The sequence below is a fragment of the Paenibacillus sp. EB106-05-06-XG162 genome (genome assembly GCF_058791655.1).
Genome location: NZ_JBYTDT010000001.1, coordinates 626,168 through 639,058 on the forward strand (window position 1 = coordinate 626,168; position 12,891 = coordinate 639,058).

Annotated in this window: 16 protein-coding genes; 13 read left to right on the forward strand and 3 right to left on the reverse strand. The window is 40.9% G+C overall.

Going from position 1 to position 12,891, the window contains the following annotated elements; genetic code table 11:
• Positions 1–83 precede the first annotated feature (83 nt).
• The 11 genes from AC3WU2_RS02580 to AC3WU2_RS02630 all read left to right on the forward strand — a co-directional run bounded on the left by AC3WU2_RS02580 (position 84) and on the right by AC3WU2_RS02630 (position 8,459).
• Positions 84–980 (forward strand): RCC1 domain-containing protein, encoded by an 897-nt coding sequence (locus AC3WU2_RS02580; protein ID WP_492450988.1) that lies wholly within the window; start codon positions 84–86, stop codon positions 978–980.
• Positions 981–1,080: 100 nt separating this feature from the next.
• Positions 1,081–1,581: a DEAD/DEAH box helicase family protein gene (locus tag AC3WU2_RS02585; RefSeq protein ID WP_492450990.1), complete on the forward strand. Its 501-nt coding sequence runs from the start codon at positions 1,081–1,083 to the stop codon at positions 1,579–1,581.
• A gap of 130 nt (positions 1,582–1,711) precedes the next feature.
• Entirely contained in the window at positions 1,712–2,152 is a 441-nt protein-coding gene (locus AC3WU2_RS02590) for a hypothetical protein (protein ID WP_492450992.1), read from the forward strand.
• A gap of 194 nt (positions 2,153–2,346) precedes the next feature.
• A complete protein-coding gene (locus AC3WU2_RS02595; protein ID WP_492452163.1) occupies positions 2,347–3,192 on the forward strand; it encodes a serine hydrolase domain-containing protein in 846 nt (281 codons plus the stop codon).
• A 256-nt stretch (positions 3,193–3,448) separates the two neighbouring features.
• Positions 3,449–4,024: a GNAT family N-acetyltransferase gene (locus tag AC3WU2_RS02600; protein ID WP_492450994.1), complete on the forward strand. Its 576-nt coding sequence runs from the start codon at positions 3,449–3,451 to the stop codon at positions 4,022–4,024.
• A gap of 82 nt (positions 4,025–4,106) precedes the next feature.
• A complete protein-coding gene (locus AC3WU2_RS02605) occupies positions 4,107–5,135 on the forward strand; it encodes a serine hydrolase domain-containing protein (protein WP_492450996.1) in 1,029 nt (342 codons plus the stop codon).
• Positions 5,136–5,326: 191 nt separating this feature from the next.
• On the forward strand, positions 5,327–5,929 hold the full coding sequence (locus AC3WU2_RS02610) for a hypothetical protein (protein WP_492450998.1): 603 nt from the start codon (positions 5,327–5,329) through the stop codon (positions 5,927–5,929).
• Positions 5,930–6,063: 134 nt separating this feature from the next.
• Positions 6,064–6,501 (forward strand): hypothetical protein, encoded by a 438-nt coding sequence (locus AC3WU2_RS02615; RefSeq protein WP_492451000.1) that lies wholly within the window; start codon positions 6,064–6,066, stop codon positions 6,499–6,501.
• Between the two features lie 45 nt (positions 6,502–6,546).
• Positions 6,547–7,041, forward strand: coding sequence for a DinB family protein (locus AC3WU2_RS02620; protein ID WP_492451002.1), 495 nt, complete (start codon positions 6,547–6,549; stop codon positions 7,039–7,041).
• 17 nt (positions 7,042–7,058) lie between these two features.
• Positions 7,059–7,877 (forward strand): GNAT family N-acetyltransferase, encoded by an 819-nt coding sequence (locus tag AC3WU2_RS02625; protein WP_492451004.1) that lies wholly within the window; start codon positions 7,059–7,061, stop codon positions 7,875–7,877.
• A 60-nt stretch (positions 7,878–7,937) separates the two neighbouring features.
• A complete protein-coding gene (locus AC3WU2_RS02630; protein WP_492451006.1) occupies positions 7,938–8,459 on the forward strand; it encodes a DUF3221 domain-containing protein in 522 nt (173 codons plus the stop codon).
• Positions 8,460–8,493: 34 nt separating this feature from the next.
• On the opposite strand, the gene AC3WU2_RS02635 is transcribed toward AC3WU2_RS02630, so the two are convergent.
• Together AC3WU2_RS02635 and AC3WU2_RS02640 are read right to left on the reverse strand one after the other, a co-directional pair.
• Entirely contained in the window at positions 8,494–9,177 is a 684-nt protein-coding gene (locus AC3WU2_RS02635; RefSeq protein WP_492451008.1) for a CAP domain-containing protein, read from the reverse strand.
• 160 nt (positions 9,178–9,337) lie between these two features.
• Positions 9,338–9,715 carry a YhjD family protein gene (locus AC3WU2_RS02640; protein ID WP_018756485.1) on the reverse strand — a complete coding sequence of 126 codons (378 nt, stop codon included), beginning with the start codon at positions 9,713–9,715 and terminating at the stop codon, positions 9,338–9,340.
• A 187-nt stretch (positions 9,716–9,902) separates the two neighbouring features.
• Between AC3WU2_RS02640 and AC3WU2_RS02645 the strand changes: the two genes are divergently transcribed.
• Complete coding sequence (locus AC3WU2_RS02645; RefSeq protein WP_492451011.1) at positions 9,903–10,403, forward strand: Crp/Fnr family transcriptional regulator; 501 nt, start codon at positions 9,903–9,905, stop codon at positions 10,401–10,403.
• 83 nt (positions 10,404–10,486) lie between these two features.
• On the opposite strand, the gene hmpA is transcribed toward AC3WU2_RS02645, so the two are convergent.
• A complete protein-coding gene (gene hmpA, locus AC3WU2_RS02650) occupies positions 10,487–11,710 on the reverse strand; it encodes an NO-inducible flavohemoprotein (RefSeq protein ID WP_492451013.1) in 1,224 nt (407 codons plus the stop codon).
• Between the two features lie 445 nt (positions 11,711–12,155).
• On the opposite strand from hmpA, the gene AC3WU2_RS02655 reads away from it, so the two are divergent.
• Positions 12,156–12,794 carry a YitT family protein gene (locus AC3WU2_RS02655; RefSeq protein WP_018756482.1) on the forward strand — a complete coding sequence of 213 codons (639 nt, stop codon included), beginning with the start codon at positions 12,156–12,158 and terminating at the stop codon, positions 12,792–12,794.
• Positions 12,795–12,891 lie beyond the last annotated feature (97 nt).

Sequence of the window (12,891 nt, forward strand, 5' to 3'; positions counted from 1 at the left end):
GAAACGTTAGCTGAAAGCCCCTAAGAGCATAAGACAGAACCAACGTATTTCCAAAATAGGTCTTGTTTTTAAGGAGGTAAAACATGGATTGCACTTCACCGATTGAAGCGGCGTTAAAGGTGAAACGGTGGCCTAAAGATACCATAGCGGCGGGTCGTCGTCATACCGTTGGTCTTAAATCGGACGGAACGGTGACGGCTGTGGGTGATAATAAATATGGCCAATGTGATGTAAGCGGCTGGCGCGATATTGTGGCAGTTGCGGCTGGTAATGTTCATATGGCGACGAATACGGGTAATGCTCATACAATCGGTCTTACATCTTACGGCACGGTGGTGGCTGTGGGTTGGAATAAACATGACCAATGCGATGTAAACGACTGGCGCGATATTGTAGCGGTTGCGGCGGGTTGGCGTCGTACCATCGGGCTTAAATCGGATGGCACGGTGGTTGCTGTGGGTCGAAATAATGAAGGCCAATGCAATGTTAGCGGCTGGCGTGATATTGTGGCGGTTGCGGCGGGTGACTGGCATACCGTCGGGCTAAAGTCGAACGGAACAGTGGCGGCAGCGGGTAATAATCGGTATGGCCAATGCAATGTAAGCAGTTGGCGCGACATAGTGGCGACAGCGGCGGGTTACCTACATACCGCCGGGCTTAAATCGGACGGAACGGTGGCGGCTGTTGGTTGGAATAAGCATGACCAATGCGATGTAAGCGGCTGGCGCGATATTGTAGCGATAGCGGCAGGTAGTTATCATACCATCGGCCTTAAATCGGACGGAACGGTGGCGGCTGTTGGTTGGAATGAGCATGGCCAATGCAATGTAAGTGGCTGGCGCGATATTGTGGCGGTAGCGGCGGGTTGCGCTCACACTCTCGGCCTTAAATCGGACGGAACGGTGGTTGCTGTGGGTGATAATAGATATGGCCAATGCGATGTAATCAGCTGGCGCGGCATCCAACTACCCGGCAATTAGTTTTAAATCAATTTGAAGGTACGTGAATGCGGGAGCGTTATCTGAAACAACATGAATCACTATTAAAACCATTAATTATTCCGATTGGAGACTAACATCAATGACTGAGAGAAAACCAATATTCTTAATTACAGGTGCAAGTGGATCAGGAAAAACTACTATTATCCCCGAACTTCTTAAACAGTGTGCTGAATACATAACACTGGATTTGGACGCAATATACGGCCCATTAAATGAATGGACGTTAATTAAAAATGTTTGGATCCATTTTGCCAAACAAATAAGCTTGAATGGTCGGACTACAATTTTATGTGGGACTTTTATGCCTGGAGAGTACGATGAAATGGACTTGAAAGATTACTTTAAACCTTACTTTATTGGTTTATATTGTGATGATAGAACGAGAGAGTTAAGGTTGCAAGCAAGAGGTTGGTCTGACGAGCTCATAAATGACCATAAAGAATTTAACGACTGGATATTGAATAATGCAGCAACGGCTTTTAATCCTAGTATGCCATTAATTAATACAAGTTCAATTTCTCCTTCCGAGGTAACGGAAAAAATCAAGGGTATAGTTAACCAAGTGGAGGGATACGCATAGGAGTCCTCGTTAAAAAGTAACGATTAATCAAAAAAGTCTAAGCATAATCTATCTGTCCCAGGAAGAAATCGGATTAGAGAACTCAATATATCCCGATACACAGATGAATCTCTATGGAGACAGTAAGTCTTTGATTACTCTTGCGGGCTTATTTAATTTAGTCCAAAGAGAAAAGAGCATGATCGTTTACCTTTTCAGAAATGCTGAAGAAGGATCTGATTTTGCTTTCTTTCATGGTACAAGCAACCCATTAAGTTTTAGTGACTTTGCAGATATTAGAAAAAGAATATATAAAGCAAATATTGTAGGCAATTATGACTTAAAGACATCACAAGAAAGAAAAGATGATCGTATGCATGAGGCATGGAAGTTTAAAAACATTTATTCAATTCGATCTAGCGGGCAGTTGATTTCAATGAGTACAAATTCATTAGGGCTTCGACTAGCAGAATTGGTCTGTAAGGAACTAAGTGATACTGATGAAGGACATACACATTTTGACGAATGGTCTACTCAGGGAAGCATTGAATTGATAATAAGAAACAAAGACACGGATATGATATTTCGATGAAGAGGGTACTTCCGAGATTTCAAGAAGCAGAATCAGGTAGACACAGCCATTCCTCTTAGATAAGAGCTATCTAAGGGGAATGGCCGTCGGGAATGCGGTAACGTTATCTGAAAGGCCCACAATAAATAAACAGAAAGGGGGATATCATCATTATTAACTTATATGAACTCGAAAGAGCGATAAAGAAAGATAAAATTGAAAGTTGTGTTGTATACGAAGAGAACTCAACTTTATTTGAATATTTTAGAAATCGAAAAACGAAAGATAAACAACTCAAAGTAAATTCAATTACAAAGAGTGTTCTATCTGCATTGTATGGAATTGCAATTCAACAGGGGTATATTGAGAATGAGGACGTTCCAATTTCAAATTATTTCAGCGAAATCGATGATACAAAAAAAGGAATTACAATTAGACATCTTTTGACGATGTCCTCGGGTTTGAGATGGTCTGGAAATGAAGCTATGATTCCAACAAAGAATTGGGTGAAATTCATTCTTGAACAACCTGTTGAATCAGAACCAGGAAAGCAAATGAATTATAGTTGTGGTAATTCACATTTACTTAGCGCTATATTGCAGAAGGCAACAAAAATGAACACAGTGGATTTTGCAAAAAAGAACTTATTTTTACCTTTAGGTATTCACGATTTCAATTGGTATCAGGATGCTCAAGGGATTGCAATAGGTGGATTTGGTTTGAGAATGAAGATAGAAGATATGTTGAAATTTGGGGTGTTGTATTCACGAAATGGAGAATGGAATTCGAAACAACTGATTCCTGCTGGATGGATTGAAAAATCAACAAATAATAATTCTGTTACAGAATCCTTGTATGGATATCATTGGTGGATAATGAATAGTAAGAATGTAGACTGTGAAGAAGATAAGACATACTATGCTATGGGTATGGGAGGCATGAGAGGGCAATATATATTTGTTAATCAAGAAAGACGATTAGTTACTGTATTTACAAGTATCTTATCCGATAATACCGCAGGTCCAATACAATATTTCGAAAACTATATTTTAAATAAATAAGGGACAGATCAGTTTTTCAAAGAAGGCGTGCCCATCAGAATACAACGTATCTACGCTGCGGGCTACGCCCTTGCTTCGCCCTTGCTTCGCCCTTGCTTCGCGAGAAGTGGGAGGACGAGAAGCTGAATCAGAGAACAACCCTGCGAGAGTCCGTTGGACCCAGTCGCTATGCTCCTTTAAGTCTCTCGGGTTCGTAGATGAACGTTAGGTGAAACCATCAATAACAATTCTGAAAATTATTGAAAGAGGAGAAAAAATGAAAGAAATAAACTATACCAATTACTTTTGGCAGGATGACGAAATTAGATTGAGAGCTATTCAAGCAGAAGACTGGGAAGGACATTATTATAATCGTTTTGATACACCAGCTCGTCGGTTATTGGAGTGTGCTGTTGAATTACCGCCCACAATCGATGAGGCAAAGAAATTTACTGAGAAATATTCTGACTTTTCATCTGGAAATGGACGAATAATGTTTACCATTGAGAACTTAAACGGTGATAACATTGGAGGAGTAAACCTAAATAGTATAGATGAGAGGAACGGAACATTTAGTATAGGAATACAAATTGATCGAGATTATCGAGGTAAAGGATATGGAACTAGAGCCTTAAGACTTCTCCTAAGATATGCCTTCTTTGAACGTAGACTAAACAAATTTAATGATTGTGTACTTGAAGGAAATGAAGCTTCTGCAAGAATGATGAAAAAGCTTGGCTGTATCCAAGAAGGTGTCCGTCGTCAAGTAATTTACACAAATGGACAATATTACAATCTCATTCTCTTTGGGTTGACAAAGGATGAATTTGTAGAGAACGAAATAACTCAATAAAGCTTTGGTGCTACCCCTAAGTCGGCATCAGGAATACAAGAACGTTAGGTGAAACCACCAGAAGCAAAGGAAGTGCAATAATATGAATCTCTTTCAATCAACTGAAAATATAATAAAGAAACATAATGAAATACTACCATTTTCAGGGACGATTTTAGTCCAACAACAAGGAAAGGCCTTAGAGCAAGGATATGGATATGCAAATCGTTCCGAACGAATACAAAATAGTTCTTATACAAGATTTGGAATAGCATCTGGCAGTAAAATATTCACTTCGGTTGCTATATGTCAGCTTGTTCAAGATGGGGTATTGTCTTTTGATTCATATTTAAAAGATTGTTTAGAAATTTCTTTTCCTAATTTCGATTCCGAAATTACAATACATCATTTATTAACACATAGTTCAGGAATACCAGATTATTTTGATGAGGAGTTCATGAATGATTTTGAAGAACTCTGGAATGACTTACCCATGTATTCCATTCAATCACCCAAAGATTTTCTGCCTATGTTTCAAAATGGCCAAATGAAATTTTCTCCAGGAGAAAGATTCTCATACAATAATGCAGGTTTTATTCTACTAGGTTTAGTTGTGGAGCAGAGAACTGGGATGGAATTTACAGAATACGTTGAGAAGAATATATTTCAGCGCTGTGGGATGACAAATTCAGGTTATTATAGAATGGATCAGCTACCTGAACGAACAGCTATCGGGTATATAGATAATGATGATAATACTTGGAAGAGTAATATTTATTCAGTTCCAATCAAAGGTGGACCTGATGGGGGAGCATTTACGACAGTTCATGATTTAGGTAGGTTTTGGGATGCATTGATTAATCATCAATTGTTGTCTCAAGAATACACTAATATTTTGTTGACTCCACATATAAAGAACAACGATCAGACGTATTATGGATACGGTGTTTGGATAATGATGCTTGATAACACCATTTTTAAATACTATGTAATGGGTAGTGACCCGGGAGTAATTATGCAATCATCAGTGTATCCAACAAGCAATATACATGCACATATTATCGGTAATATTAATAAGGGTGCTGGTATGATAGCAAGTAAAATTGATGAAGTAATCTATAAAGAATCATGAAAGTATCTCAAGGTGACAACACGAGTTTCACGTATCGGCTGCGCCTCGGTTAGAAGATGCATATACAGAAGAGGCAAACTCACCAACACAGACTCCCACCTAAGATAAGAGCTATTTAAGGTGGGGGTCTGTTGTGAATGCGGAAACGTTATAGGGAATCAGCACAATACATATTCATGGGGGATTAACCAGTGAAGATAGTTAGTCAAGTTCAAGAAGATGAAGTAATTGCAGAGTTTTTATTCGCAGAGATTAACTCAGAAAGATTTAAGGAAGGAATATTAAATGCACTTAGAGACCATGATTTGAATTTACTAATTAAACCCAATTTGAATGATCAAGCCGAGAACCAAATTAGACGAGATATTCTGGGTCAGACAAGGGGGTTTGGTCGCAATACGGATTTGTTTGAGAATTTCCCTACAGAAGTTAAATGGTATAAAGCGTTTTTTCAGAAGCAAGATCTAAACGAAGTAATGTACATCAACTATAGTTATTGGAATGAATTATCAAGTTATACTAGACTTCCTATGCAGGCATCGAAGAATATCATGAATCAAATTGAAGTCTTTGGAGTTAGTAACCAGGGATTTCTAGATATCAACTTAGCGCTCAGGAAAGGAAAAGTATTTCCAAGACTAATATTTGTGTCGATGAATCAGGACTCGCGAGTAGTCGTATTAGAAGGTCACGCGCGGTTGACGGCTTATTATATAGATAGCGATTATATACCAGATGAACTTGAAGTAATTATCGGGTTCTCTGATAAGTTTAGCGTATGGGACTTATATTAAGAGCGTTTTGTAGGTTGTTCATAGAAGGTGCTGACATTCTATAAACACTGCATTCAAGCATCGGAGCCTTATGGTGGTAGGACGTCGTGAACACATTAACGTTATGCAAAACCACTTTCTACAAGGAGGTCTGGATGAAAAAACTTATTATATCCTCAATACTATTATTTTTTGTCATGAATCAATCAGTATGGGCCAGTTGGGCATTCCAATTTGTAGTTTATTCAGGTAATACTTATATAGTGACAAGTGAGATTATTAGTCCTAACCAAATTGAAAAGAAGATAGGTCAAGTAAGTCATTATTCAGATAAAGAAGGAACATATAGTGGGAATTTTTCAAATACGTATCCAAAGGGTACTAAATATTATTCAGTAATAGGAGTCTATAAAAACAAAGAAATTGCTATAAAGACTGAAGATAACATTTATATAAAGGCAATTTATCAAGGACCTTACGTTTCTAAGAGCTTGATTTATGATTTGTATTTTTGGATGAAAACGTTGTTTGTAATATGTGGATTAATAATAATATTTTTCATTTACAAGAAAATAAGGTACAGATCTTTGTAAGTGAAATTGGCATAATAATCAATCAAGATTGGAGACTATATAAAGATGAAAGACGAAGACATAAAAATTATTCAACTTTATAATGATGCACCAAAGGTACTCATGGAAGTATTAAACGGCTTAGGTGAGAGAGAACTAGATTTATCCAGAGGAGAAGGAAAGTGGACCATACGAGAAATAGTGCATCACATAGTAGAATGTGATCTAAACTATTTTCAAATTAATCGATATGCACTTGCTAACACTGGCGAAAAGTATATTTTTAATGAATTCGACGCGGACGTATGGAATCAAACGATGAATCATAGCCAGAGAGCCATAAAGAACGAGGTACAATTGTTCAGTATACTTCGGGGATACATTTCGTATTTGTGCGAGGTCATACCTGATTCTTTGGATCGAATCTTAGTACATCAAAATGGAAAAGCAACAGTAAGGGATGCATTAAATCATGATATCAATCATTCATATCACCACATTGAGCAAATAAAAGAGACAAGAAGGGTTCATAACATACAACGAACCGATTTGGAGTTTTGAAGAGAGGAATAATAAAGATGATAGAACTAAAAACGAATGAGTACGATAAGATAACTCCTCTTATAGCTCATAAAGAACATGAGTTCATTTTTGTATTTGTTCAATCTGTTATTGATCGTAATCAACCAGGAAGGATTTTTGTTAATAATATGGACCATCCAACTGCTGGGTTGGTGGCTAGCCGTGGCGGGAAGTATTATCTATTTGGAGACGAACAAGATCTATCGTTCAATCGATCCTTGCTTGATTTCTTAGCTAATCCCGATAATCACGCTCATTTTTATGATTTATATTTCTCTTCAGATTCTTGGATCTCGACGATTAAAGCCCCATTACATGATAATGTGGTTGAGTTAAAAAGATCTCATTATATTTTAAGTGACACGGCAATCGTACCTGATGCACATCATGTCCAGTCTGGAGCGTCTCAATTAACAAGAATGAATACACAGTTATATGATAAATATGTACAGGAAATGGATCATTCGTATTCTTTGCTTTGGGATTCTGCGGAGATGTATCTTGAAAGAGCAATTGGCTACTGTTTTCTGAATGAATCAGGTTTTGTAAGTGCATGTAACACCTTTTATTTGGGTAGAGGATATATTAAACCAGACATCATTACACTTTCAGAGTATAGGAATCAAGGTCTAGCTTTTACACTGTGTCAGGAATTTATTATACAAAGTAGGCAGCGTAAGTTAATTCCTTATTGGGATTGTGATTCTGGCAATGATGCATCTAATCAATTAGCTAATAAATTAGGATTTAATAAAGTTGGAGAAGTACCAATTTTAGGTGGCATGAAGATAAGCAAGTTATTGCTAATTATTTAGTAAAGTATAACTACCAGATCTAGGTTGTGCAGTTGATTGGATGATGGCAGGGAGGACGATATGAAACGAAGGTCTATGGCATTATTGTTCGTGCTATTTTTTCTTTTATCGGGTTGCGTCCATCCAGACAAGAGCAGTGACAAGGAATCCCCAGATGTTGTTTATAAATATATAGGATATGTCGTCAAACATAAGCCAGATCAGCTTCTAGTCACAGCTTTCTCGTCCAATGCATCATCTCAGAGCGAAGCGATTTGGGTGAGAACGAAAAAACAATATGAACTGGGAACGAAAGTTGCAGTTGAATTTAACGGCGAAATTGAAACTTCATATCCAGGTCAAGCTGCTGCGAAGAGCATTGAAATGATAAAGGCAGATTCACCGCAAGGCGCTGATATCACAGCAGAAGATATCGTTGCAAGAGCATTGAATCACTTTAAAGACAGTTCTGTTCCTATCGTAAAAGCAGTTGAATATCTCTCCAATGAGAAGTTGTGGCGCGTGACTCTATTTGATGATGCGCGGTCCAATCATTCAGAACATGTCCTTGTCTTTACGCAAGATGGTGAACTGAATAAATAAAAAAACATGCTGCCTACTCAGGCAGCATGTTCTGTCATCCGGTGAATTCTTGGACCCATGCATTGTTGTAAAATCCGACCCCGAGTTTGGTGAAGTTACTGCTTAAAATATTCGCTCTATGGCCTTCGCTATTCATCCAGTCGTTCATAACTTGATCTGGTGTCGTCTGGCCTTTGGCAATATTTTCGCCAGCAGCATTATACGTGATCCCGAATTTTTTCATCATATCGAATGGAGATCCGTAGGTTGGTGAATTGTGGTCGAAGTAATTGTTCTGAATCATGTCCTGCGCTTTGACGAGCGCCATTTTGGATAAATTCGCATCCATCGTAAGGGCATTTAACCCGGCGTTGGCGCGTTGTTGATTCACAAGGTTTAGGACCTCTTGATCAAACTGTTGGGAAGATGATGGTGTTTGGTTATTCGGACTTTTGCTAGGATTCTGAACTGGGCTTGGAGCAGGACTTGGAGCTGGGTTCTGTGTTGGATTCTGTACTGGATTTGGCGTCACAGGTTGATTACCCTGAGCCGGGTATTGCGATGGCGCTTGGCCTCCGACAATCCATTGCAGCGGTGCGCCTGGTGCTTGTTGGATTCTAACCGGTTTTCGAGCGCCTGGTGTAGCTGTTGATGAAGCTTGGGTCTTAAGTGTTTTAGGGATTTTCGTATGGGAATGTGTCTCTATACGTGTCCCCGGTGCTACTTGCTTTGTTGACATTCCTCCATTGGGGGATGTACATCCTGCTACCAGTAATATTGCGGTTAAGGCAATATATTTCTTCATGTGTCAACACCTCGATGCATTAGTATGGTGATGTTCATCATGATTATATTTTCCCGGCAAGGATGAAATTATCCTGAGCGTTGTATAATCCCCATCACATCTCCATATCCAAATCCACATTCATGTATTCGCTCAAATAACGCTCAATCTCAGCTTTAATCAAGCTCCATAACATGGAGAACGTATGGTGGTATCCCCGGCATACATAGAGGACTTCGACGCCGGATTTGGTACGTTTCTCTTCGTAGACCTTCAGTCCGTGGGCACGGAGCTGCTTCCGTATACGGACCAGATCATCATGCACTTGGCGCTGTACTTGCTGTAAATTGCGAACATAGATGGTCGGCATCTTGAGCGGTGCCATACCAAGGGTCTGCATATCTCGTTCCAATACATCCAGTACGATCGGGAGGAGAATATACTGCTTAACGAGTGTGAAATCAACCTCGGTCTGGAGGGGGACAGATTTCATCGCGAACACTTCCTATGCTTAGAATGTTTAATTCATATTTCGAACACTTGTTCTTATTATATTCATAATAGCGAACAAATATTCGTATGACAACAACAATTTTTGGTATCTGCGTGGAAGTTGTTTGCTGGTTGGCTTGTCATTAGTTATCATAGGGAGAATGATAATGAAGGCGGGAGAGAGCTGCATGATCGTACATAAAGGAGATATCTTGTTCCGGCAGGGTGACTCAGGGGAATATTTATATCATATTAAGCGTGGCATATTCAAAGTAACAAGGGTTCATCCGAATGGGAATCTGGTGTTATTTAACATCTTGTATCCGGGAGAAATTGTTCCGCACCATTCGTTGATTACGCCGAAGGATTTCCATGGTACGGCAACAGCAATTACGACCAGTGAGGTGGAGTTGATCCCAGCCGAGGCGTGGTATAAGGAGCTGGAAGATAACCCGGACAAAGCCTTATCCATCGCCAAAATGCTGCAGGAAAAATTGCGCTTCATGCAGCAGCGCATTGATCATCTGACGATTGGTTCTCCGGGAGAACGTCTGAAGCTACTGGAAGAATGGATGTCCAGCTATGCACGGAACGAGACGTTGACGGATTTGTTGACGCAAGAGGAGATTGGACAGCTCATTGGCGTTCGTCGAGAGACGATTAATCGCTTATTACGCAATCAGAGTTGAGAACACTCACACATACAACGCAAAAAAAGGAGGCCTCATTGTCCGAATAGACAAGTGGCCTCCTTTTGCATTCAATGAAGACGTTATGCTTCTAAGCTGCCAGCTGGGCCGAAGAACTCGTAGTGAATACGATCCGTGCTCACACCTAGTTGTTTCAACGCAAGATTGATGGCTTTCATGAATGGCGTTGGTCCGCAGAAGTAGAATTCAGCTGTATTCACCGTCGCTGCAGGTAGTACCGACTTCAGCCACTCAAGATCAATGAAGCCTTGATGATCATAGCGATCGCCAGCGATCGGTGATTCATAACAGACATAAGACGTCAGCGGTACATGCTGCTCCGTTAGTGCCGCCACATGGCCTTGCATCGCATGCAATTCGCTATTCACGGCGGCATGAATGTATGTTACAGGACGCTCAGGCTGCTGCGCTACAATCGTATTCAACATACTTACCAGCGGTGTTAATCCAACACCGCCACTGATGAGTACGACAGGTGCTTCGCTGCCCGCAGTCGGATCGAGTGTGAAATCGCCGGCTGGGGCACTGATTTCAAGTGCATCCCCAAAGTGAACATGGTTATGCAGGTAGCTCGAGACAATGCCAGCAGGCTGTGAATCGCTGCCTGCTTCTCGTTTAACCGTAATTCGATAGTAATCCTGTCCCGGCGCATCCGATAGGCTATAATGACGCAGATGCGTGTTCACACTCCCCGGTACATTCGTACGAACAGTAATGTATTGTCCCGGTAAGAAGGATGCGATGGCCTGACTATCCGCAGGTCTCAAGTAGAACGACGAAATGACGCTGCTCTCTTGCACTTTGCGTGTAACGATGAACTTTCGGAATCCTTCCCAGCCGCCGGGCTGTCCCGCTGCCTGTGCATACATTTCGGCTTCGACGCCAATGAAGGCATCGGCGATCACGCCATAAGCTTCCGCCCAAGCGCCGATAATCTCATCCGTTGCCGCATCGCCGAGCACGTCTTTGATGGCGATCAAGAGATGTTCGCCGACAATCGGATAATGCTCAGGTTTGATACCGAGTGCGCGGTGTTTGTGTCCAATTTGCTTGACGACGGGAATGATCTGCTCAAGCCGATCAATGTTGGCTGCAGCCGCATAGACCGCATTGGCGAGTGCGCCGGATTGCTTCCCTTGACGTTGATTCGCATGATTGAAAATATTTAGCAGTTCAGGATGATTGGTAAATAGCAGTTCATAGAAACGCGAGGTAATCGCTGTCCCATGGACTTCGAGGACAGGAACGGTCGATTTAATAATGGCAATCGTAGATGGATTTAACATGGTGATAACCTCTTTTCGTGATAAATGTCACTGATTGCTCTAAGTATAGTTCGCTCCTGCCCCCAGAAATGTGATTTGGCGCACACGAAAATAGAACGTCTTGTGAACAAATATAGTTCAGAATTATCTGACAATTCAACCTTTCCTGGATGAAGGGATCTGTGGTATAATGATGACAGATGAGCTTTAAAATCTAAATAAGAAAGGATCAGGATACCATGTGTCCCCGAAGGACGAATTCCCAAAGGACAGTCTGGAAACGTTATGATCTCTCCTACACTTAGCGTCATAGTTGGAAGTTTACAAGTCGACAAGTTCGAATGACCAACCAACTATGAAAGAAGCGTGTAACGTATGATGGTGCGAAGGACGAAGCCTCAGGCGAGCTCCCTCATCGTTGGTTGGAAAGCTAAACCCAAACCAATGATGTTAAGAGGGAACGACAATGAGGAGAAAAGAAGAACGGATTCAACAGTTGCAACAAGTCGCTATGATGTTAGTCGGTACGTTTTTAATGGCATTTTGTTATTATCACATTAATTTTCAGAACAATTTGGCGGAAGGTGGATTTGTAGGTCTAGCGCTGCTCGGGAAGTATGCATTTGACTGGTCACCTGCGGTTACGATGATTGTGCTCGATATTCCGATACTCATCGTCGCCATGTTCGTGAAAGGGCGCAAGTTCTTACTGAATACAGTAATTGCGGCAGTTTCCCTTTCGGTGTTTTATGACATTTTTGAGCAGTTTTCACCGTTAGTGATTGACCTGAAGGAGTATATGCTCGTAGCTGCGGTACTTGCCGGGGTTATGACCGGGTTCGGAGCCGGGATCGTCATTCGATTCGGCGGAGCAACAGGCGGGGATGATATTCTCGCGTTATTCTTAAGTAAATGGTCAGGTTTTACGGTCGGAACCATGTTCTTTATATTGGATGCTGTAGTGCTATTATTATCACTTGTATACTTACCGATTGCAGAGACCATGTATACGATTCTCGCTGTGAGTATCGCAGGCAAGATGATTACGTGGATCGCCACGTACGGATTCTCGAAGAATTCCGTATCTGTCGCTGCAAGGAACTAACGTACATGACAACCACCCCGGATCTCTCCGATGAGAGATTTGCAGGGTGGTTTTTTTGTATTAATTTTCCGGGGCCCCCCGCAAAGTACCTGAATCA